Genomic DNA, 18,183 nt, shown 5'->3' on the forward strand with positions numbered 1-18,183 from the left:
TGTGCGCCTCCCGATCGCCAGTAGGCTGCCGAATTGGCGATACTAGAATGGGTGCCGACCGTACCGACGCCGGAGAAGCATCTCACGACCGGTATTGATATTTTCCGCAGCAACTCCCGGATGCTCGCGGAATCAAATTCGGCTACTTTGTCGATAATATTGGATAAATCCTTGCGGTCAAATAGATAGGCCTGGGAGACTAATTATGTCCCTCCACTCGGGCAGCTTTGATCACGCGGATGACGTTCCAGCTGCTGTAGCTGGAATGCATGTTTATGATTGGGGCGCCGAACAGCAAGCCGACGTCCGCGATCCCGGACATGTTGAGCACCTCCTCGACCTCGACGTAGTCGTAGGTCTCGGGCGAACACCGGTATGACCGGCAGGGGGGTTCGACGCCAGTACTAACTCAAAGCTCAGGATCTCGGCGTCCAAAGAGGGAATGCCGCCGTCGCCCTGCGAGATCGATGCGGCCCTGTACCCGCGCGCGCACCGGACGTCCACGACGGCAGCGGCTGCGGGTGTCCTGCTCGTGCTCGTAATGGCAGTGGCTTGGGGCAAAAGAGCTTCTCCGGTGACTTAAAGAGGCTGCCTATCGGTGCGTGTCCCAATCTAGGCCACGCGCCTGCGGGGACCTATGGTGAAGTGGTTGGAAGCCTGGGGATGCGTATGACGGTCGGTGGAACCTTGCCTTGGCTGGTGGCCGTGACGGCCTTCGTTGCCGCCGCCTGCTGGTACAAATCGACGGTCGTGAGCGTACCCGCCCCCCCAGAGACTAGCGGAGTAGGAGCTATGCCGGGGGGCTACCTCATCTCCAAGGACGCGAGCGGGAACCGGATCGACCTTCACGACACCCTGAAAGAACAGACGAAATGGAACCGATGGGCGGCGTTGGCAGCCGCCGCCAGCGCGGTCCTGACGGGGCTGGCCGCACTGATCCCGCCGCCTCCAATCTAGGCCTCGACGCCGGTCTCAAACGAGTTCATCGCGGCGTCGGCGACAAAGGCGTTATCGACGTGGTTGCGCTCTGCCTGCTCCTGGACTGTAGATGCTGCAGCGGCTCTGCGTGCCGGAGCGCTTCGGCGCTTTGGTGCCCTGCACCTCGCGGGCGAGGCGTGCGAGGAACCCGGTGGGCACGCCGCCGTACTGGGTCGGGGTGACGCCCTGCGTCAGTTTGATGTTTTCCCACCAGGGGATCAGGATCCTGTCCTGAGCCAAGCCGACGTCGCCGGGCAGGCGGGTGTTGTCGCCGACCCCGAACAAATATTTCAGGTAGGTGCTCTGCTTCGGCATCACCTCGACGGACGCCCAGACTCCGTCGCCGGCGTCGTTGCGTTCGATCTGGTTCAGGCCGACGACGCCCGACCTCGTGTACTTGATCGCGCTCTGCGTCCACGGCGTGTTCCGCTTGAGCGTCTTGTGGAACTGCTTGCGGATGCCGACGACGGCGGCCTTGGCGGTCTCGTCCATGGCCCAGCCGGCAGCGCGCCGGTACTTGGCGATGCCGACGGTCGAGACAAAGGGGTCGCGCCAGTCCTCGATGAGGGGGCCGACGTCGGACGCGATGCGGACTTTGAACGGGTAGGCCATGCGCGCGACGATGCCGGGACGGGCGTGGCGCGATCTAGGCTACGCGCCATGAAGGTCTAGATAGCCATTTCGGAGGCTCACAGCCTCATTGCTTAGCAGGTAGGCAGCCAAAACTGGACTGCCTGTAATTTGCGCACGTTCTTTTTATCGAACGACCCGTCCGGCGGCCTCCTGAGGGGCGGGGGAGGGCTTGGGGCTGGGCCTCAGATAGGTTTTCACCTTCGGCGAGGACGAACGGCAATCCCTTGCGCCTGATGGGCGCTGTGGTTGCTCGGCTCAACCCCTTTCGCCAACCCTCCGACGCCTATGCGACGGTTCGCGTCCGGCCGGCGGCAAGGCCCGTCTCTGGCGGATTTCGAGGTCGGGTGGGACAATCCTCTAGTCGCTTCGGGTCGTGCTGCCCCGATGCCGCCATTGGACCGTCGCGCTTGTTCCACTTCCCCGCCATCGCCCCTGCTCGCCTCGACCCGTTCGCACCGATGCTGCGTCCGGAGGCCGAGATCGTGGCCATGCGCGCGGAGTACCAGACTCGCGTCAACGCTAGCCCGCGCGGCGCCCATGCCCGCGTGCTCCACCCCGACCTGCCCGGCGTGAAGGGTAAGGTCTCGCTGATGCGAGTTACCCAGGGCAGCGACGGCGGGCATCGTTGGGAGACCAAGGTCGTCAGCGTCAGCGAACTCGCCACCTCGGACGCCCTGCTTTGGGCGACCCACATCTCGATGCAGCGCTTCTACGGCGCCCGGGGCTCAACGTCCCTTGTGCAGCTTCAAGACCTGATCGCGGACGTCGACTGCCACGACAAGGCCGAGTTTCGCGGGCGCAGCCCCGAGGAGATGGCCGGCATCCTGATCCAGCGCCTAAGGGATGCCGGGAAGCCTCTGCCGAGCTACATCGTCTTCAGCGGACGCGGCCTGCATTGTGTTTGGCTTCATCAACCTCTGCAGGCGACGCCGGGGGTCACCGGACGGCATCGCGCCGTGCAGCGCTGGTTGGTCGGGCCGAAGGAAGGCAAGCCGTCCAGGACCGTGAGGACCTCCAGCGGTACCCGTCGGCAGGACCCTAAGGTCGTCGCCCACGAGGAGGTCATGGCGACGGTCTGGCGGGGTACCGGCATCGACCGCGGCGCCATCGACACCGCCCGCGTCCTGCGACTGGCCGGCAGCTACAACGGTAAGAGCGGCCAGGTCGCCAGACTTGTGTGGCCGGCGAGTTGGACGGACGTCGAGCGTCACGATTTCGAGGATCTCGCGTCGTCCTTCCTCCCTTTCACCCGCGACCAGATGGTCTGCCTCAAGGCCGAGCGCCAAGCGGAGTACGAGATCCGCGAGGCCGGTCGCCAGGCCCGTCGCGCCGAGGCCGAGGCCGCCGGCATCAGGGTCGTCGAGGATCAGGCGCCTGTCCGCCGGATTTCCGGCGGTTACTGGCCGTCCGTCGTGCAGGCCCTCGATGCCGTGCGGGTGATGTGGGGCGGCACCCCAGAGGTCGGGAAGCGGGACCTGTGGGCGTTCCTGAGCGCCTGCGCCCTCGCGCAGTCCGAGGGCGGGACCGCCGCCTCGTGGGCGGAGCGTCTGGCCGGTCCCGCGGGCCTGCCCGAGGCCGAGCTCCGGACCAGCCTCGGCGCCCTGGAGCGGGTTCTGCGGCGCCATGAGACCGGGGAGACCCGAGACCATGACGGCGTCGAGCGGCCGGTCATGTACGTCTACAGCAAGGCGCGGATGCTGAGCCTGCTCGGCCTGAACGACGTCTCCGAGGAAACCCTGCGCGGCGCCGGCGCCGGAGCCCTGCTGCCGGGTGGCGTGGTGCGGTCGGAGAGGCAGCGGTCCGCGGATCGCCGGGCCGAGGCCGGTGCCACGCCCCTCGTCGTGACGGTGTCCGCCAGACTCGCCAACGGTCGCGAGGCCCTCGCCATGAAGGCGGCCGGCAAGGCGATGCGCGAGATCGTGGCGGCATTCGCCGGGCGCCGTGGCGAGACCAGTCTGCGCCGGGCCATGGCCGAGGCCGGAGCCGAGGTTCCGACCGAGACCGTGACCGAGGCCGCCGTCGAAATCGCTTGCGAGACCTCGAAGGACGGGTCCATCTCCTCTCCTCACGGTTCGACCACTTCTATAGTGGCTGTGCCGGGGGCTTTGCCCCCCTCAGGCGAAACGCCTGCCGCCGACACCCCCGGAGACGCCATTCCGGCCCGTCCCGCCGCCATCTCGGTCCTGTCCCCGACCCTCGATCCCCAGGGAAGCCCGAGAATGGCGTCCGGTGCCGCGATGAACACGGATAGCGGGCCTCGCACCGGGGGTGCCGTGGCGACCTTCCCTGGGCTTCGATCCGTCCCGTCCGCCTCGTCACTCCGGCCTCCGCTGCCGGCCTTCATCGCCCGTCTCCTGGCTGCCGGAACCTGCTCCGCCGACGCCGTATCCGCTTGAACGGGAAGGGATAACGGGGGTATAATCGCCTTCGCCGACAGGTCCTAGATGCAGCACATCCAGGGAAGCCCGTTCAACCGTCAGGTTGGGCGGGCTTCGTCGTTTGGTTCCATTGGTTCCCTCGATCCGGGACCATCGGGCCAATGACATGGCGCGGGTGACCTATCCGAATTGGTCCCGCTCCCTGACCCTCTCCCTGCCACCCCAGGGACCGTCACCGTGTCGTTGAACTACCGCCACCTGCTCATCCGCCTGCCCCGTAGCCTCCGCGTCTGGGCCGCGTGACGCCATGCGCGCCAACCCCCACTCCGTCCGGGCCCGCGTCACCGACCACGCCGTCCGCCGGTACGCCGAGCGGGCCCTTGGGGTGACCGTCGATGGCGCCGTCGTGACCGTCCTGGCGAAGAAGCTGCGCGTCGACCCGGAGCCCTCCGGACCCACCGCGCCCGTCCAGCGCCGCCAGCGGACGTGCCTCGACGCGGAGTACCTCCCGTGACCGCCACTGCCTTCTCCTTCGATGAATGCGCCGACGCCGATGCGTGCCGGGCCGGCATCCGCCCGCTCCTCGCCCCGGGGATGACTTGGTCCGAGGTCCACTGCGGCCGGTGCGGCAAGACCGGCATCGTCCGCCACGCCGACCTGGTGCCTGCCCTGGCCGCGGCGCCCGAGCCCGCCCCCGAGGTCGAGGCGCCTTCCGAGCCCGAAACCGAGTCTGTGGCCGAGGCCGAGGCGCCCCGGGCTTCCGGCAAGGGGAGCGGTCGATGAACAGGTACGGCTTGCCCTTCCAGGGGCACCACCAGCGGCGCGAGGCCGAGTGGGTCGGCGCCTTGGTTCTCTTTGGCGTCGCGGTCGCCCTGCTGCTGCCGGGCGCCACGTTCAGCCGCCCGACGTTCGACGCCTGGTCCGCCATCGCCCCCGAGGGCACGTGGGGCGCCGCCCTCCTCGGCGTGGCGCTGATCCGCATGATCGGCCTCTGGGTCAACGGATCGAAGAGGCACTCGCCAAGCCTGCGCTTCATCACCGCCGCCGTCGGCGCCTGCGTCTGGAGCGGCCTGGCCTTCCTCCTGTCCCGTGACGGGTACCCCGGCTGGAACACCGGCGTCGGGGCCTACGGGGTCCTCGCCATCGTCGACGCCTACTGCGCGCTCCGGGCCATCTGGGACCAAGGCCGCAACGACGCCAGAGCCAAGATCATTTCGAGGGCCGCCCCGTGACCGAGTGGCTCGACGCGATCATCAACCTCCCGGCCGACGCGCTGAAGGCCATCGGGACCATCGCGGTCGGCGGCACCCTGGCGGGCGCCACGTACGTCGTCTCCCGCATCAAGGAGGCGCGACGTCCGGCCGACACGGTCCCCGGCCTCCCGCGCTTCGCCTTCGATCCCGTCGACCGGGACATGGGCTTCTCGCTCATCAGGACCGGCACCGACCTTACCCGGGCGCTCCACGACCACGGCGAGATCCTGCGCCGTTCGTTCCGGCCCGACGACGGCGACGGAAACCCGCCGCCCGCCCCGGCTCCCATTCATCGCCGCACCCGCACGAGGTCCTGACCGTGTCCGCCACCAACGCCACGACCTCGATCACCCGCATCCTGGCCCACGAGGCCGGCTACGTGAACAACCCGAAGGACCCGGGCGGCCCGACCAACTGAGGCATCACCCAGGCCACCCTGTCGGCATGGCGCGGCCACCCCGTCACCAAGGCCGACGTCCGGGCGCTGCCCGAGGCCGAGGCGGTCGCCATCTACAAGGCTGAGTATTGGGCCCGCGTCCACGGCGACGACCTGCCGGGCGGCCTCGACTACGCGGTCGTCGACTTCGGCGTGAACTCCGGCGTCGGCCGGGCCAACAAGTACCTCCAGACCGTTCTCAAGGGGCGGAAGCTGTACGCCGGCGACATCGACGGCGTGATCGGGACCAAGACCCTGGCCGCCATCGCCGCGCTGACGCCCGCCGTGGTGGCCGCCGTCATCCGCGACCTCTGCACGATGCGGCTCCAGTACCTGAAGAAGCTGGAGGGCTGGCCGTCGTTCGGGAAGGGTTGGGGGCGCCGCGTCGCCGAGGTTCAGGCCGCCTCCCTGGCGCTGGCCGCCGGGACGTACGACCACGCCGAGGCCGACCTGCCGGACCCGGCCCCCACCGTCCGCGGCGCGCCCGTGCAGGTCGCCGCCTCCCGCACCGGTGCCGATAAGGCGACCGCCCTTGCCGCGGTCGGCGTCATCGGCGACCAGGCGTCGACCTACGCCGGGACCTTCCAGTCCCTCTCCGACATCGCCCCAGTGTTCCGGTACGTGTTCGCGGCCCTGACGGTCATCGGCGTGCTGGCCGGCCTGTACAAGGCGGTCCAGCTTGCCAAGGGCTCCGAGGCGTCCGCGCCCACGCCCACGGCGCCCGAGGCGGGCAACGACAACGCCGCCGGGATCTCGGACACCGTCCCCGGTTCGGCCTTCGAGCTCCCGCCCGGGACCGTGATCCCGTCCGCGATCTCGGACGATGCGCGCATCGTGGCCATCCACGAGCAGGCCCTGCCCGATGCCGATCCGGTCCTCGTGGCCGGCGACGAGGGCCCGGTCCCCGCGACCGTCGGGCAGGCCGCCTGATGTTGGGCCCCGCGATCTGCGTCGTCGCCGTCTGCGCCCTCCTCGGGTGGTGCGCCCTCGTCGAGTCCGTCAAGGCGGTCCTCGTCGCCCGGGCGGCCTGCCCGTGCCGGAAGCTCACGTCCCTGACGGTGGATGCCCCTTCCGTCTTGATGACCCGCTTCTCCACCGACGGCGCCGCCGCCGTCGAGAAGGCGTTCCGAAACGTCAAGCTGTCGCCCGGCGAGGGTCACTGATCATGCTGCCCATCCTTTCCCTCGTCGCCCTCGTCCCCGGCCTCGGCGGACTCGTCGAGCACGCCAAGGCCGGGATCATCGAACTGGTCCTGTGGGTCGTCCTCGCGCTGGCGGTCGCCGTCTCCGGTGCCGTCGCCTACGAGCACGTCTACGACCGCGGGGCCGCATCCGGCCGCGCCAAGGTCTCTGCCCTGACGCTGGAGGTCGGCACGCTGAAGGCGCAGGTGGCGCAGGCCGCCGCCGCGGCCGAGGAAAGCGCCTCGACGGCCGAGGGCCTCGCGCAGCAATTGACCGACCTGGCCGTGACGACGAACGCCGAGGGCGCACAGGCCCATGCCGACGCCGACCGCTACACCGCGGCGCTCCATGCGGCCGAGACACGCTGCGGGCACGCGGAGGGCGCGTCCACGATCCCGGACGCGGTCCACGATGCCCTGACGGGACGGGCGGTTCCGTCCGAGGACGCCCCGATCCCCGGAAGCCTGCGCGACGCCGTCCGGGCGCTCCGCAAGGGCTCGCACCGGTGAGGCGACTCCTCTCAGCCGCCTTCGTCGCGGCCGCCTGCGTCCCGCTCGGCGCCTGTCCGGATGCCAAGCCGGATCTCGCCGCGCCGGCGCCGGTCATCGTCCGCCGGGTGGAGGTCCTGATCCCCAAGGTCCCGACCCGGTTCCGTCACTGCCGGAACGAGCCCGAGATCCTCGGCGAGGACGCGACCCAGGGCGACGTCGCCCCGGCCTACGTCGACGCCCTCGCCGCCGGGCAGGACTGCCGCCGGAAGCTGGCCACCGTCGACGCCCTGCTGGCGTCGGCCGAGCGCCGGTCCAAGGGGAGCGCGCGATGATGTCTGAGACCCCCGCCACCGTCCGCGAGACCCTGAGCGCGGAGACGACCCGCCTCATCCTCGACGCCGACGGAACACTCGGCGAGCCCGTGCCGACCGGGCGCACCTTCCGTCTCCGGACGGTCGATGTCCCGGGGCGGCCGCCCGAGGTCCTCTCCGTCGAGATACAGGACGTCCCCGACGGGCCGTGGATGCGCCAGATGGTCTCCGCCCCGTGAGCGTCACCATCGCCTTCGTCGTCGGCATGCTGATCGGGCTGTGCCTGGCCGACCCGCCCCGCCGGCCGCCGTGGAGAGCGGCATGAGCCCGGCCGCCCGCGCCGTCGTCGAGGCTGCCCGCGAGCTCGTGGCGCGCCGGCGCTGGTTCCTGGAGCTTCCGCCTGACCGGCCGCTGCCCGCCCGCCTGGAGGAGGCGCTCGACCGTGCCATCGCCGCCCTCGATGCCGAGGAGGCCGACCGTGTCCGAGGCTGATCCCTGCCGCCGGGCCCTGACGCCCACCGAGGAGGCCGCCCTGTTCGCCGGCGACGCGTTGCGGGCCGCCAACAGCGTGATGTCCGGGAAGCCGGCGTTCGAGGCCGCCATGGCCGCTCGGTCGTCAGTCGCCGGGCGATAGCTGCCCCACGCCGGAGGCGCAGCGCGAGTCCGTGAATTGGGACGCCAGGTCGAGGCTCGCGTCCCCGGGTTCCTGCCCGATCAGGAACGAGAGCCGAGCGCCGTCCGGGAATGCGGCCGCACCGCCGATTGCCGGCATCCGCCCCCGGCCGGCGGTCCCCGCCGCCACGATGCGCGACGTCTCCTTTCCCGTCGTGGCGATGTGCTCGCCGCAGGTCACGGTCACCGTCCAGCCGGCGCGGCCGTCGGGGACGGCATCCACGTAGGCGTAGCGCGTCCGCCCCGGTCCCGCGGGAGTCTGCACGGCGTAGGACCAGCGGTCCCCCGACGTCGGCCACTGATCGCCCGTCGAGTACGGGGGCGGCGCCGATCCGGGACCGGTCTGCGCCGATGCCGGTGCAACCGCCAGCGCGGCCGCGAGGATGATGACCCGCCTCATGATGCCAGGACCTCCGCCCTAAGCGCGGCCGCCTCGGCTGCCCGGGCGCGCTCGGCGCCGGCCCGGGTCCGGTGTTGAACGCCTCTCCAGTACCAGCGCGAAGAGAACCAACCCCTCTCGTCGAGGGGCGTCGCGAGGACCGCCGCCTCCGCCCGGGCCGCATGCTCCTCCCTGGTCAGGGCGAGCTCGGTCTGCGGGACGCCGTCGCGCCGGGCTCGGGCGGACTGCGCGTCGTCGTAGATCCGCCAGATGCCAGTCTCGGCACCGCCTTTTCGGTAGTAGCGCCCCGTCGGGGAGATGAGCGGATGTCCCGGGGAGGCCTCCCGCAGAGCGGCGGTGAGGGCCTCGACCATCGCGATGCGGCCGACGAGCGCTGCATTCCCGATGCAGATCTCCCTGTTGGCCGCGTTGATCGTCCCGGTCGCCTGGGCCTGCAGCATCCTGACGTCATGGGCGTAGCCGGCCGCCACCCCCATGCCTTCGAAATCCATCCCCCGCCCCTCGAACATGACCCCCTCCTCGCGAGCGTACTAATACATGCGCATCCTACGTCGGCCTGGCTGAACGCGAACCGGACACGGCGGCGGACCCACCACAAATCCTCGGGGCATGGTCACTAAATCACGTACCAACTATTGCAAACTATGGAATTCGTGAGCACACTGTAACAGTGTCCACCGAGCCCAGGCCCGCCACCATGTCCTACCGCGTCCCCAGCGTCACCATCGACGGTGACACTCGCAATGTCTTCAACAAGCCGCTGATCGCCGCCTACAGCGTCCTGCTGGCGACCGGCGACGCTGTCGTCGAGACCCACGAGGACCTAGCCGCCGCCCACCCCGGCCTTGCCGACTACGAGGCCCGCCACCGGGCCGCGAGGATCGCGCACGAGGAGGCCCGCATGCACGACCACGCCGCCCAGGTCCTCCTGGCGGAGACGATCCGGATCGAGTGGCTGGAGACCGGGGAGAAGACGCTCGACGAGTGCCTCCAGGCTTGCGAGGGGTTCCACGTCGACGAGGCCATCCTGCGCCGCGTCGTGGAGAGGCAGCAGGCGGTGCAGGGGTTCATGGCGCGCCTCAATGCCCCGTTCACCGTCCCCGCCCCCGCCCCGGTCAAGGACGGTTACACCGGCGTCCTCGAAGGCACCCGCTGATGCCGTTCGTCTCGCGCCGCCCCCGCCCCGCCCCGTCTTCCCGGCAGCCCCATGAGGACGCCCTCTGGGCGGTCCTCGCCGAGACCTGTTCCACCGATCACGAGGCGCTCCTCAACCGGGAGCGCGCCATGGTCCAGCTGCGCCGTGCCCGCCTGCAGGCCGGCCTCGCGAACGCCAAGGGGAGCCCCGATGACCGCCGCAACTAGGGACCAGGATTTCCGCCGCGAGCTCGTCCAGCGCCTCGGCACGCTCATCCACGGCGGCCGGTGGATCGCTCCTCTGGCGGCGGACATGTCGCGCGTCACGGGACGCGCCATCGGCGGACCCCAGATCAGCCACTGGATCGCCGGTACGAGGCCGTATCCGGAGTGGGTCGAGAGCGCCCTGCTGCAGATCACGCAGGACCGCATCGTCGCGATCCTCGACGAGGGGAAGCGGCTCAGCACCGAGGCCCATTTCCTCAAAGCGCGCCTCACCTCGCGCCTCGTCGCCTCGTCCGAGCCCGATCCGGCCCCGGAGCCCGAGCCGGACGACGCCCCCGTCCCCTCGATGGGGATGTGAGCGTGCGCCCGCCAAGACCCATCCCGCCCGTCCCGCGCGCTGCCCCGGCCCGCGAGCCCGAGCCGGTATACCGGCAGACCGACATCGAGGAGGCCATCGCCGCCCATTCGGCGACGGCTGCCATGGAGGCCGTCGCCGAGGTGCAGCCCGACAGCGTCGACGATGTCGAGGACGGCCTGTTTTACTCCTACCACGCCGTGCGGGCGGCGCCTCGGGACGCGAACGGGAAATTCCTCCCGCGGCCGGTGCCCATGGTCAGGCCGGCCCTGATCCTGCAGATCGCCGCGCTCGGGCAGGCCCTCTACGGGAAGTACTGGATGGGGCGCGTCGGACGCGACGTTCACGAGCACGAGCGCCAGATCCGCCGCTGGGCGAACTGGGAGGGACGTCCGACGCCCGATGTCTTTACGAGGCTCAAGGCCGCCGCCGAGCGCCAGATCGCCCGCATCCGGAATGCTATCGATGCGGTCGGGGGAGCGCCCCCGACCAAGGTCGAGGCCTCAAAGCCGGCCGACGCCCCACATGTCCGCGACGGCGACGCCGTTGCCCAGGCGTTGGCGCGCCATGTCGAGCTCCGCAAGGCGGCGCGCGTCGAGCGCGCGAAGTCGTCGCGCAAGGGCACGCCCGTCGACGACACCTAGGCCGCGGAGACGAGCGAGCGCAGGCCGCGGATCTCCTCGCCCTGCATCTCGACCGCCGTCGTCAGGGCCTGCAGGGCCTCGATCAGATCCCCCAGCCCCGGCCCCGTTTCCTCCTCCGCCGGCGCCAGCGCCGACAGGATCGCCTGCAGCATCCGGTCCTGCGCCGCGAGGCGCTCCATGATCGCCTGATCCATCTGTGTCTCCTGCCTGAGTGAGGGGGTGTCCTTCGAGGCGCGCCCGGACGTCCGCCGCCGGGATGCGCTTGCCGTCGGTCGCCTTGGACGCGGCCCCGATGACGCGCGTGAGGAGGTGGGCCGTTCCGGATGCGTCGACGACGATGGGCCCGGACCGCCCGGCATGAAGCCGGAGGCCGCGTTCGCGCAGCGCGGCCCGGAGGGCTTCGCCATCCTCGGACGCGTGCCATGCGGTGAGGGCGGCCGCCCGGACGGAGGCGAGGGACACGCCCGTCCGTTCCTGGACGAGGCGTTCCTGCGGCGAGAGGGCCGCCACCGGCCGTTCGGCGTCGAGCGTCCCGGAGGCCTCCAGCCACGCAGCTACGTCGGCGCGCCCTTCCTCGCGCAACGCCTTGGCGATGGCGCGTCCGTGCTTGGAGGGCACCGGCGCAAGGCCGAATTCGAACTCGCAGATTCGGGAGACCTTCTCGCGCCGAGCGAAATCCCAACTGATGTCGATGACCGATCCGTTCGGACGCACGAGGCTGTAGACCCGATGCTCGTGGCGCCTCGAATGTTTGACATGCTCGGCCCCGCAATAGGGCTGCGTACGCAACCGGAACTCCGCCTCGAACAAGGACCACCACCGGGCCCGGGCACCGGCGTTGTCCGAGATCTCGATCTCGGGGTCGACATGCACGTGGTAGCAGGTTGCGTCCGTCCCGCCCCCGAGCGACATCGCGACGAGCTCGCGTACCTGGTTGAGGAGATCGGGGCTGCCGAGGCCACGCGGGGCGATCACGTGGACCGAGTCGTTCTCGTCCTTGAGCAAGTGGCGGGCGAGGGCGTCGCCGCCCTGGCCCCTCATGGCGCCGCTGATCACGTGCGCCTCCGTTTGACGAGTTTAGGGGGAGACGCGGGCTTCTCGTATGTGAGGTCCACAACCCGCGTCTGGCCCGCCTCTGGACGCGGGCCGAGTAGGCTGCCCGCGGTGGCGATGAGATCGCCGATGTCGACGGTCCCATGGGCCTCGATGATGACGAGCCGTGAGGTATCCGTCGCCGCCGCCCGGATGCGAACGCGCGACGTCATGACGGTCTCCTCTCGAAGCCCAACACGATTGGGATGATGACCCGCCGCATCCGATCCAGCGCCTCGACGGCTTCCCCCGAACGGCTCGACTGGATCGCTAGCGTGGCCTCGCCGAGATCGCGGACGCACGCGGCGAGGGCCGCCTGATCCTCGGGGGCCACGCGCACCCGCCGGCCCGAGGCGGAATCCACGGGGCTCTCGACGCCCAGCGCCTCCAGGGCGACTTGCCGGAGCCAGGCGCTGTCGGACGCCCCCGCCGCGATGGCCGCCTCGGCGACGCGGGCGCGGAGGTCGGGCGTCAGGCGGATACCCAAAACCTGCCCTAGAGCCGTCCGCACTGTAGGAATCGGCCTCTTCGCCGGAGGCTTTTTCAGGGGGTCCACGGGGCGAAGCCCCTGGTCAGCAGAGACCGCCGGGGCGGGCTCGTGGGTGCGTTGCGCACCCATGGCTGGCTTAAAGTCTGTTTCCGTTTGAGTGCGCAACGCGTCGTGCGCAACGTCGTTCGAGACCATGGCGTAACGCTCCCCTTACTTCGGACCAGCGGGGACGGTCGGGACGTCGGTATTCGGGGCCTCGGCCGTCGGGAGGCTGACGACGGTGCCCCCTGCCTTCCCGGTGGAGCCCCCGGCACTCTCGGCCCGGCGCTTGAGGGCGGCCGCGGCGGCGACGGCCCGTCTCGCGATGATGATCTCAACGGCATCGGGGATGCGGAATGGCTCCGGCTGGGGGAGGCCGGCCGCCTGGGCGTCGGCGCGCTGGCGGTCCCGAGCCCGCGCCGCCGTCTCCCAGAGCTCGACATCGTCCTCCATCGCCCTCCGCAGGTGGAGCCTGTAGAGGGCATCGCCCTCCGTCTCGGTGTCCGGGCTGATGCCGAGGAGCTTCGTCCCGGACGAGAGGCAGAGCTCGACGTATGCGACGAGGTCCCGCCCGAGCGACATCTCCGCATCCCGGCGCGTCACGCGTCCCAGTCCGTCCTGGGACGGGGCGCACCCGGCCTGCGCCTGGAAGTACCGGACCGCCAAACCGGCCGGGATCGCCCTGACAGTTTCCGTCGTCCTCAGGCCGAGGGCGTATGCGCGCTCCTGCGCCTCGCGCAGGGTCGGCCTGTTGCGCAGCGCCGCGGCTGGCTTGGGCTGCGCAACGGCATGCACAACGGGCTGCGCAACGCGGTGGATGGCGTGACGACGCCCGCCGGGACCGGGTCCCGTCGAGGGCGCGCTGACAACGGCGGGCGTCGGGTGGATCGCATGACGGCGCCCCGTCGGGCCGGGGCCGACGCGGACGGTCTGGGACGTCGCCGGCGAGAAGCCGAGGAACGCGAGGATGGCGAGGAGCAGGTTCTCGAACACGGTGTCGACCTCCATGGCGGCTGGGATTTCGTTGTGCCGCCATTGGATTGAAGCACTCGGGCTTCCCCGCTGCCTGGACGCGACCCCCGAAATCGACACCCCGAGATGAGTCAGATTGACACAGCCAAGCTTGGGTCTCCCGGAGCGTGCGCACGACGTCGTGCGCACAGGTGCTGACATCCTCTCGGGGCGAGGCCAACGCCCTGACCGGGATCGTGAAATCCTAGATTTCCGATGCACGGAAGGCCTGCGGGGCTGGTGGCTCGCATGCCCGAGGCGGACGATCTCCTCTTTCAAGAGGAGGACGGATTCGCATGACCACATGGCGCTGGGGGGAGCCTCCTCAGGAGGTCCAAGACGACGGCCACTCCGATGCTGACATCGCGCCTCATGGATGGAGCCCCGGCGGCTACATGGGCCCCTGTCGCGAATGTGCGGGCCATGCGTTCGGGGCGAAGCGGGTGAGGGTCTGCCGGCCGTGCGCGGTGAAGGCGCTCAATGCGGTGCGTAACCTGCAGGCGATACGGCCTCGTCCCGTCGACCCCATCGCCGCGGCGGTCGCGGCCGAGCGCGAGGCCTGCGCCGTCCTGGTCGAGCCCAAGGGACCGCGGCCCTGCGACTGCGACCGGTGCACCTGCATGAACACGGGCGACCTCAGGGACGTCACCGACTGGGACACCTCAGCGGCCCTCGCCGCCGCGATCCGAGGGAGGTCAGCCCGATGACGACGAACGACGAAGCGGTCGCCAAGATGGTCGCCGCCCGCGCGGCCGTCGAGAAGGCCGCCGATGACCTGCTCGCGCACGCCGAGGGTATCGGGCTGCTAGCCATGGTGGAACGTAGCCGGAGCAAGGCCGACCTGCGGGAGGCATCCCTCACGCCGTCCCTCTACCTGCATGGGTCTGGTGCTTGGGACGATCTCTTCTCGCGAGCCGACGAGGACGCTCGCTGGGAGACGATCAAGGCGGCCGTCGCCCTGGCCGGATGCCGGGAGGCCTACCTCCGGGTGGTCGATGTCTGGACTAATCCCACCACCAGGATGGCGCTCCGACGCGCGGTGGAAGACGTCGTCGGACACGGTTACGGGCCGCCACCACCGGTTCGCACCGTCGCCGAGATGATGCGGGATCGCTATCCTGAAGTGTCCCCGGCGCAGGTTCACGATCAGGGCTGGAGGGATCACCTCGCCTGATCGGCGTCGCCCTCGGCCATGACGAGGGCGCTGACATGAGCAGTCAGTACATCGTCCACATACGCGATGGGATCGAGATCTGCCTCAACGAGATGTCGAACGAGTTCCGCCTCATGCTTAAGTCGGCTGACGAGACCGACGTCCGCCACATCGCCGTCTGGCCGCATGGCAGCGGGTCTCAAGTGAGTACGGCGGGCGCCTGCGCCAAGCATGACATGACGGTGGATGAGGTCGTTGCGATGGCCGTCGAGATGATCCGTGTCGCCTCCTGCTGGGTGTCCGACGAGCGCGCCCTGATCGACGCGGCCGCTCTGAAGGTGATGGAGCTCTGATGAGACGCCGCGGCGAGGATGCCTCGATGCAGGCTGGAGCCTTGGGTAAGGCCGCGTCGCAGATCCGGGCGGCCCGTCGGAACCTGGCGGCCGCCCTCGACCTGGCGGAGGATGCCCGGGCCCGGGCAGCCGTCACGTCCATGATGGCGGACATCGAGGGTGTCGCGAGGCGGGCCGACGCGATGCGATTGCGCATGAACGCCAAGGCTGCGTCCGCCATCACGGACGCGGCGCCGTCGCCGGATTCTTGATCGCCCCGCCGTCCTCCTCGTAGACGCACGGGACGTCGCTCCGCCAGAACGCGCAGTGCCTCGACAGGTTGTCGAGCATGGCCACGCACCAGTCGCGCACCGTGCAGTTCGTCCGCGTCCCCGCGGCGACGTCCCGGCATCGCTGCTCCACCACCATCGAGGCGCGCCGCCCGATGGCCTCCCTGCAGGTGGGCTGGGCCTTCAGCGGCGAGTGCGCCCGGGAATAGGCCTGGGCCTTCCCGTAGGCCGCCAGATATTCGGCGGTCGTGTGTTGGACGGGGTACTCGGGCGCGGCCGCGGCCGGCGTCGCGAGGAGGATGAGGATGATGGCGCTGCGCATGGCGGTCTCCGATCTGATCGGTAGCAGGTCCTCGCGGGGTGCGAATCGGGCACCCCGCGGATTTCGGGGGACGGCTAGGCCGCCTCCGCCATCTCGGCCTGGAGGGCGGTCAGGAACCCCGCCGCCCGGGAGGCCGCGGATGCCGCGGTGAAGATCGCCTTGGGGTCGCTCCGGAGGAGTTTGAGCCAGCTTGCCAGGTAGGAGGCGTGGGTCGGGTGCGGCTCGGCCTCCAGCCCGAGCTCAGCCATCAGGAAGGCTGATCCCAGTTCGGCGACGAGCTCCTCGGCGGCGTAGGCCTGCGTCTTGAACCGGCCGGTGAGATCCCGGTCGAGGCGTCCCTTGGCCCCAGACCAGTGCGTGAGCTCGTGCGCCATCGTCGAAGCGTAGCCCTGGGCGGTCGGGAACCGGTCCCGGGGCGGCATGACGATCCGGTCCTCGGAGGGCTGGTAGAAGGCGGCGTCCCCGCCATGGATCACCCGTGCGCCGGTGCGCTCGACGAACCCGTCGAACACCTCGGGCAGGTTCCACTCGCTCGCCGGGAAGGGCTCTCCGGCCTCAGGCGCGCCCTCCACCTGCGCGGCGTTGAACCCGTAGCTGGCCCGGGCCACGATCCGCTTCCGGCCGTCCTCGTCCTCGGCGTCGAGCTCCTTGAAGAAGACGATGATGGTGCTGCGCTCGCCTCGCTTCACCTGGGCCCCGAGCTCGCCCCACTGCTTGTAGGTGGCCCAGCGGTCGTCCGAATATCCGGCGGCCTGCGCGCCGACCCAGAGGCTCAAGGTGTTGATCCCGCGATAGGCCTTCCCGGTCAGGGCGTTGCGGGGGAGGCTTCCGCCGGTCCGGTGCCAGGGGCAGGTCCACTGTCCGGCCGCGCCGGCTTCCATGGTCGCTACGATCTTGTCGGTGACGATCTGGTGGATGTCCTGGGCCATGGTGCTCTCCTGCTGGCCGCCCGATGCGGCCTCGATGGGAGGGCCTGGAGACGGTCGAGGGCGACCCGCACGCGCAGCGCCGGAACGGAGTGGAGGACCCCGACAGGGGTTGAGGGGAATAGCCACGGCTGTCGTATGACCCCAATTCGAGAGGCCGAACGGAGCGCGCCGTGGGAGGGCCTGGCCCGTCCCGTTCAGGCCGGTGGCGACGAGTCCTAGATCCGGGACGGAGAGGCGGGCCGTAACCTCGCCCCCAAGACCAACCCACGATGGATAACTCCCGATGCGGAAAGGGGAGCGTAACCGCGATCCGGCACGGTCCCTCCCACGAGGGAGGGCATACGCATGACACCGGACCACGTGCGAACCGCCAACGCGATCCTCAGGCTGGAGGCGACCCTGAAGCCTCAGGTCGAACTCGTGGAGGAGATCGAGGCTGTCCTCGCCGGCATCGAGGCCGACGCACGCCCGGCGAAGGGGGTGGCGGCCCTGACGGAGGCGACCGCCCTGCGCGACAAGACGCAGGCCAAGCTCGACCGGCTCTACCGCGCCACCATGGTCATCCCGGAACTGCCGCACGAGTGGCTCCACGGCGTGCTCAAGGCACGGATAAAGCGGGACTCCCTGCTGGGGTGGCTGGCGAAGATCGGCTCGCTGAGCGGCCCACGAACGGGCACGCTGCTGATACGCGTCCGAGACATCGGACGTGACGGCGCCGCTCCGATGGGGCCGGATTGCCCGGTCGTGATCGCGATGATGCTGGAGGACGAGGCCCGCCCGAAACGGGGTGCAACCTAATCGGCTCAGGCGGCCGCCCTCCGGCGGAATGGGACGACGCCCTCGGCGCGCGCCCACCTGGCCTCCAGCACCACACGGATCGCCGCGTCGCTGCGCATGAAGCTGTCGCAGGGCGTCGGGAACCGCGGGTCCCAAACATCGAGGCAGAGGCCTCGCTCGATCTCGCCCGCGGTGCGTCGACCCTCGTCGTCGGTAGTAACCTCAACGGTGCCGGTGATCAGCACGTCGCGGATTACGACGTCGTCGAAGGGCTCGATGGTGGTGGTCATGCGGGGTCTCCCAGGGTCCCCGGCATGATGCCGTCGGCGGCGAAGCGACGCCATCAAGTGACTTGATGACTCCCCCCGGCGTGGCCTGGAACGGGACACGGGGCCGGTGGCACCATGGACCCGTGATGCCCGAAGGCCCGGTCCCGAACCGAGATCCCGCATCGCCGACCACCCCGCCGGACACCGTCCGAGTGGGGCCGAAACACTTCAATCTGTACCCATAACTGTACCCCTAGTTTCGGGGCGGGCCGCGAGAAGCGAGACTACAGAGGGGAAAAGTGGTGGGCCCGGCAGGACTCGAACCTGCAACCAGACCGTTATGAGCGGTCGGCTCTAACCATTGAGCTACAGGCCCTCTCGCTTCCGC

At 70.0% G+C, this 18,183-nt stretch carries 30 protein-coding genes, 1 tRNA gene and 1 pseudogene; 21 read left to right on the top strand and 11 right to left on the bottom strand.

Annotated elements, in window-relative coordinates; genetic code table 11:
- Positions 1–1,008: 1,008 nt before the first annotated feature.
- Positions 1,009–1,590: a hypothetical protein gene (locus tag ASG63_RS20260; protein ID WP_200957570.1), complete on the bottom strand. Its 582-nt coding sequence runs from the start codon at positions 1,588–1,590 to the stop codon at positions 1,009–1,011.
- A gap of 428 nt (positions 1,591–2,018) precedes the next feature.
- Here ASG63_RS20260 and ASG63_RS20265 point away from each other — a divergent pair, with 428 nt between their 5' ends.
- From ASG63_RS20265 to ASG63_RS25650, 13 genes and pseudogenes are all read left to right on the top strand, one after another.
- On the top strand, positions 2,019–4,007 hold the full coding sequence (locus ASG63_RS20265; protein WP_056220844.1) for a hypothetical protein: 1,989 nt from the start codon (positions 2,019–2,021) through the stop codon (positions 4,005–4,007).
- A 289-nt stretch (positions 4,008–4,296) separates the two neighbouring features.
- Positions 4,297–4,503, top strand: a complete 207-nt coding sequence (locus ASG63_RS20270; RefSeq protein ID WP_056220848.1) for a hypothetical protein — start codon at positions 4,297–4,299, stop codon at positions 4,501–4,503.
- Positions 4,500–4,772 (top strand): hypothetical protein, encoded by a 273-nt coding sequence (locus tag ASG63_RS20275; RefSeq protein ID WP_056220853.1) that lies wholly within the window; start codon positions 4,500–4,502, stop codon positions 4,770–4,772. Before ASG63_RS20270 ends, ASG63_RS20275 begins: the two co-directional genes overlap by 4 nt.
- Complete coding sequence (locus ASG63_RS20280; protein ID WP_056220855.1) at positions 4,769–5,221, top strand: hypothetical protein; 453 nt, start codon at positions 4,769–4,771, stop codon at positions 5,219–5,221. The genes ASG63_RS20275 and ASG63_RS20280 overlap by 4 nt, the downstream gene beginning before the upstream one ends.
- The gene (locus tag ASG63_RS20285; RefSeq protein WP_056220857.1) at positions 5,218–5,559 is read left to right on the top strand and encodes a hypothetical protein; all 342 of its coding nucleotides are present in this window, start codon (positions 5,218–5,220) and stop codon (positions 5,557–5,559) included. Before ASG63_RS20280 ends, ASG63_RS20285 begins: the two co-directional genes overlap by 4 nt.
- A 2-nt stretch (positions 5,560–5,561) precedes the next feature.
- Positions 5,562–5,831 (top strand): annotated as a pseudogene (locus ASG63_RS26895) (glycosyl hydrolase 108 family protein); the annotation flags it as partial.
- A complete protein-coding gene (locus tag ASG63_RS20290) occupies positions 5,832–6,608 on the top strand; it encodes a hypothetical protein (protein ID WP_056220860.1) in 777 nt (258 codons plus the stop codon).
- Complete coding sequence (locus ASG63_RS20295) at positions 6,608–6,841, top strand: hypothetical protein (protein ID WP_056220863.1); 234 nt, start codon at positions 6,608–6,610, stop codon at positions 6,839–6,841. Before ASG63_RS20290 ends, ASG63_RS20295 begins: the two co-directional genes overlap by 1 nt.
- A 2-nt stretch (positions 6,842–6,843) precedes the next feature.
- Positions 6,844–7,368, top strand: a complete 525-nt coding sequence (locus ASG63_RS20300) for a hypothetical protein (RefSeq protein WP_056220866.1) — start codon at positions 6,844–6,846, stop codon at positions 7,366–7,368.
- The gene (locus ASG63_RS20305; RefSeq protein WP_056220869.1) at positions 7,365–7,682 is read left to right on the top strand and encodes a hypothetical protein; all 318 of its coding nucleotides are present in this window, start codon (positions 7,365–7,367) and stop codon (positions 7,680–7,682) included. Before ASG63_RS20300 ends, ASG63_RS20305 begins: the two co-directional genes overlap by 4 nt.
- Positions 7,679–7,900: a hypothetical protein gene (locus ASG63_RS20310; protein WP_056220874.1), complete on the top strand. Its 222-nt coding sequence runs from the start codon at positions 7,679–7,681 to the stop codon at positions 7,898–7,900. Before ASG63_RS20305 ends, ASG63_RS20310 begins: the two co-directional genes overlap by 4 nt.
- An 82-nt stretch (positions 7,901–7,982) precedes the next feature.
- Positions 7,983–8,153, top strand: a complete 171-nt coding sequence (locus ASG63_RS26080; protein ID WP_200957571.1) for a hypothetical protein — start codon at positions 7,983–7,985, stop codon at positions 8,151–8,153.
- Positions 8,140–8,295, top strand: coding sequence for a hypothetical protein (locus ASG63_RS25650; protein ID WP_162248659.1), 156 nt, complete (start codon positions 8,140–8,142; stop codon positions 8,293–8,295). Before ASG63_RS26080 ends, ASG63_RS25650 begins: the two co-directional genes overlap by 14 nt.
- Here ASG63_RS25650 and ASG63_RS20315 read toward each other — a convergent pair.
- Entirely contained in the window at positions 8,278–8,733 is a 456-nt protein-coding gene (locus tag ASG63_RS20315) for a hypothetical protein (RefSeq protein ID WP_056220879.1), read from the bottom strand. The genes ASG63_RS25650 and ASG63_RS20315 overlap by 18 nt on opposite strands.
- Positions 8,730–9,242 (bottom strand): hypothetical protein, encoded by a 513-nt coding sequence (locus ASG63_RS20320; RefSeq protein WP_056220881.1) that lies wholly within the window; start codon positions 9,240–9,242, stop codon positions 8,730–8,732. Before ASG63_RS20320 ends, ASG63_RS20315 begins: the two co-directional genes overlap by 4 nt.
- A 188-nt stretch (positions 9,243–9,430) precedes the next feature.
- Between ASG63_RS20320 and ASG63_RS25655 the strand changes: the two genes are divergently transcribed.
- Genes ASG63_RS25655 through ASG63_RS20340 form a run of 4 tightly spaced genes read left to right on the top strand, consistent with a single transcriptional unit; the run spans position 9,431 to position 11,091 of the window.
- Complete coding sequence (locus tag ASG63_RS25655; protein WP_056220885.1) at positions 9,431–9,889, top strand: hypothetical protein; 459 nt, start codon at positions 9,431–9,433, stop codon at positions 9,887–9,889.
- The gene (locus tag ASG63_RS25660) at positions 9,889–10,095 is read left to right on the top strand and encodes a hypothetical protein (protein ID WP_056220888.1); all 207 of its coding nucleotides are present in this window, start codon (positions 9,889–9,891) and stop codon (positions 10,093–10,095) included. The genes ASG63_RS25655 and ASG63_RS25660 overlap by 1 nt, the downstream gene beginning before the upstream one ends.
- Positions 10,079–10,450: a hypothetical protein gene (locus ASG63_RS20335; protein WP_056220892.1), complete on the top strand. Its 372-nt coding sequence runs from the start codon at positions 10,079–10,081 to the stop codon at positions 10,448–10,450. The genes ASG63_RS25660 and ASG63_RS20335 overlap by 17 nt, the downstream gene beginning before the upstream one ends.
- A 2-nt stretch (positions 10,451–10,452) precedes the next feature.
- Positions 10,453–11,091, top strand: coding sequence for a hypothetical protein (locus ASG63_RS20340; protein ID WP_156394285.1), 639 nt, complete (start codon positions 10,453–10,455; stop codon positions 11,089–11,091).
- On the opposite strand, the gene ASG63_RS20345 is transcribed toward ASG63_RS20340, so the two are convergent.
- The 4 genes from ASG63_RS20345 to ASG63_RS20360 form a co-directional block, all read right to left on the bottom strand.
- Positions 11,088–11,285 carry a hypothetical protein gene (locus tag ASG63_RS20345; RefSeq protein ID WP_056220898.1) on the bottom strand — a complete coding sequence of 66 codons (198 nt, stop codon included), beginning with the start codon at positions 11,283–11,285 and terminating at the stop codon, positions 11,088–11,090. The two genes, ASG63_RS20340 and ASG63_RS20345, sit on opposite strands and share 4 nt — an antisense overlap.
- Before the next feature lie 858 nt (positions 11,286–12,143).
- Positions 12,144–12,356 (bottom strand): hypothetical protein, encoded by a 213-nt coding sequence (locus ASG63_RS20350; RefSeq protein WP_056220901.1) that lies wholly within the window; start codon positions 12,354–12,356, stop codon positions 12,144–12,146.
- Positions 12,353–12,670, bottom strand: coding sequence for a hypothetical protein (locus tag ASG63_RS25665; protein WP_156394286.1), 318 nt, complete (start codon positions 12,668–12,670; stop codon positions 12,353–12,355). Before ASG63_RS25665 ends, ASG63_RS20350 begins: the two co-directional genes overlap by 4 nt.
- 213 nt (positions 12,671–12,883) lie before the next feature.
- Positions 12,884–13,720 carry a hypothetical protein gene (locus ASG63_RS20360; protein WP_056220908.1) on the bottom strand — a complete coding sequence of 279 codons (837 nt, stop codon included), beginning with the start codon at positions 13,718–13,720 and terminating at the stop codon, positions 12,884–12,886.
- Positions 13,721–14,426: 706 nt separating this feature from the next.
- Here ASG63_RS20360 and ASG63_RS20370 point away from each other — a divergent pair.
- The 3 genes from ASG63_RS20370 to ASG63_RS20380 are packed head-to-tail and all read left to right on the top strand — an operon-like array spanning position 14,427 to position 15,480.
- On the top strand, positions 14,427–14,897 hold the full coding sequence (locus ASG63_RS20370) for a hypothetical protein (protein WP_056220914.1): 471 nt from the start codon (positions 14,427–14,429) through the stop codon (positions 14,895–14,897).
- A 35-nt stretch (positions 14,898–14,932) separates the two neighbouring features.
- Entirely contained in the window at positions 14,933–15,229 is a 297-nt protein-coding gene (locus tag ASG63_RS20375) for a hypothetical protein (RefSeq protein WP_056220918.1), read from the top strand.
- A complete protein-coding gene (locus ASG63_RS20380) occupies positions 15,229–15,480 on the top strand; it encodes a hypothetical protein (protein WP_056220921.1) in 252 nt (83 codons plus the stop codon). Before ASG63_RS20375 ends, ASG63_RS20380 begins: the two co-directional genes overlap by 1 nt.
- Here the strand turns inward: ASG63_RS20380 and ASG63_RS20385 are convergent.
- Entirely contained in the window at positions 15,449–15,820 is a 372-nt protein-coding gene (locus tag ASG63_RS20385) for a hypothetical protein (protein WP_056220925.1), read from the bottom strand. The genes ASG63_RS20380 and ASG63_RS20385 overlap by 32 nt on opposite strands.
- A 74-nt stretch (positions 15,821–15,894) precedes the next feature.
- The gene (locus tag ASG63_RS20390) at positions 15,895–16,749 is read right to left on the bottom strand and encodes an ArdC family protein (protein WP_056220928.1); all 855 of its coding nucleotides are present in this window, start codon (positions 16,747–16,749) and stop codon (positions 15,895–15,897) included.
- A gap of 345 nt (positions 16,750–17,094) precedes the next feature.
- On the opposite strand from ASG63_RS20390, the gene ASG63_RS20395 reads away from it, so the two are divergent.
- Positions 17,095–17,547 carry a hypothetical protein gene (locus ASG63_RS20395; RefSeq protein ID WP_056220931.1) on the top strand — a complete coding sequence of 151 codons (453 nt, stop codon included), beginning with the start codon at positions 17,095–17,097 and terminating at the stop codon, positions 17,545–17,547.
- Positions 17,548–17,552: 5 nt separating this feature from the next.
- Here the strand turns inward: ASG63_RS20395 and ASG63_RS20400 are convergent, their stop codons facing one another.
- Both ASG63_RS20400 and ASG63_RS20405 read right to left on the bottom strand, forming a co-directional pair.
- Complete coding sequence (locus tag ASG63_RS20400; protein WP_056220934.1) at positions 17,553–17,816, bottom strand: hypothetical protein; 264 nt, start codon at positions 17,814–17,816, stop codon at positions 17,553–17,555.
- A 279-nt stretch (positions 17,817–18,095) separates the two neighbouring features.
- Positions 18,096–18,171, bottom strand: a tRNA-Ile gene (locus ASG63_RS20405).
- Positions 18,172–18,183: the final 12 nt, after the last annotated feature.

Origin of the sequence: Methylobacterium sp. Leaf94 (assembly GCF_001426045.1) — a bacterium.
GTDB lineage: Bacteria > Pseudomonadota > Alphaproteobacteria > Rhizobiales > Beijerinckiaceae > Methylobacterium.

Excerpts from the sequence above, each read along its gene's own strand:
- ASG63_RS25660 (WP_056220888.1), top strand. The coding sequence starts at position 9,889 with ATGCCGTTCGTCTCGCGCCGCCCCCGCCCCGCCCCGTCTTCCCGGCAG.
- ASG63_RS26080 (WP_200957571.1), top strand. The coding sequence starts at position 7,983 with ATGAGCCCGGCCGCCCGCGCCGTCGTCGAGGCTGCCCGCGAGCTCGTG.
- ASG63_RS20280 (WP_056220855.1), top strand. The coding sequence starts at position 4,769 with ATGAACAGGTACGGCTTGCCCTTCCAGGGGCACCACCAGCGGCGCGAG.
- ASG63_RS20300 (WP_056220866.1), top strand. The coding sequence starts at position 6,844 with ATGCTGCCCATCCTTTCCCTCGTCGCCCTCGTCCCCGGCCTCGGCGGA.
- ASG63_RS20335 (WP_056220892.1), top strand. The coding sequence starts at position 10,079 with ATGACCGCCGCAACTAGGGACCAGGATTTCCGCCGCGAGCTCGTCCAG.
- ASG63_RS20390 (WP_056220928.1), bottom strand. The coding sequence starts at position 16,749 with ATGGCCCAGGACATCCACCAGATCGTCACCGACAAGATCGTAGCGACC.
- ASG63_RS20350 (WP_056220901.1), bottom strand. The coding sequence starts at position 12,356 with ATGACGTCGCGCGTTCGCATCCGGGCGGCGGCGACGGATACCTCACGG.
- ASG63_RS20345 (WP_056220898.1), bottom strand. The coding sequence starts at position 11,285 with ATGGATCAGGCGATCATGGAGCGCCTCGCGGCGCAGGACCGGATGCTG.
- ASG63_RS20360 (WP_056220908.1), bottom strand. The coding sequence starts at position 13,720 with ATGGAGGTCGACACCGTGTTCGAGAACCTGCTCCTCGCCATCCTCGCG.
- ASG63_RS25655 (WP_056220885.1), top strand. The coding sequence starts at position 9,431 with ATGTCCTACCGCGTCCCCAGCGTCACCATCGACGGTGACACTCGCAAT.
- ASG63_RS20370 (WP_056220914.1), top strand. The coding sequence starts at position 14,427 with ATGACGACGAACGACGAAGCGGTCGCCAAGATGGTCGCCGCCCGCGCG.
- ASG63_RS20375 (WP_056220918.1), top strand. The coding sequence starts at position 14,933 with ATGAGCAGTCAGTACATCGTCCACATACGCGATGGGATCGAGATCTGC.
- ASG63_RS20380 (WP_056220921.1), top strand. The coding sequence starts at position 15,229 with ATGAGACGCCGCGGCGAGGATGCCTCGATGCAGGCTGGAGCCTTGGGT.
- ASG63_RS20310 (WP_056220874.1), top strand. The coding sequence starts at position 7,679 with ATGATGTCTGAGACCCCCGCCACCGTCCGCGAGACCCTGAGCGCGGAG.
- ASG63_RS20260 (WP_200957570.1), bottom strand. The coding sequence starts at position 1,590 with ATGGCCTACCCGTTCAAAGTCCGCATCGCGTCCGACGTCGGCCCCCTC.
- ASG63_RS20315 (WP_056220879.1), bottom strand. The coding sequence starts at position 8,733 with ATGAGGCGGGTCATCATCCTCGCGGCCGCGCTGGCGGTTGCACCGGCA.
- ASG63_RS20395 (WP_056220931.1), top strand. The coding sequence starts at position 17,095 with ATGACACCGGACCACGTGCGAACCGCCAACGCGATCCTCAGGCTGGAG.
- ASG63_RS20270 (WP_056220848.1), top strand. The coding sequence starts at position 4,297 with ATGCGCGCCAACCCCCACTCCGTCCGGGCCCGCGTCACCGACCACGCC.
- ASG63_RS20295 (WP_056220863.1), top strand. The coding sequence starts at position 6,608 with ATGTTGGGCCCCGCGATCTGCGTCGTCGCCGTCTGCGCCCTCCTCGGG.
- ASG63_RS20400 (WP_056220934.1), bottom strand. The coding sequence starts at position 17,816 with ATGACCACCACCATCGAGCCCTTCGACGACGTCGTAATCCGCGACGTG.
- ASG63_RS20320 (WP_056220881.1), bottom strand. The coding sequence starts at position 9,242 with ATGTTCGAGGGGCGGGGGATGGATTTCGAAGGCATGGGGGTGGCGGCC.
- ASG63_RS20385 (WP_056220925.1), bottom strand. The coding sequence starts at position 15,820 with ATGCGCAGCGCCATCATCCTCATCCTCCTCGCGACGCCGGCCGCGGCC.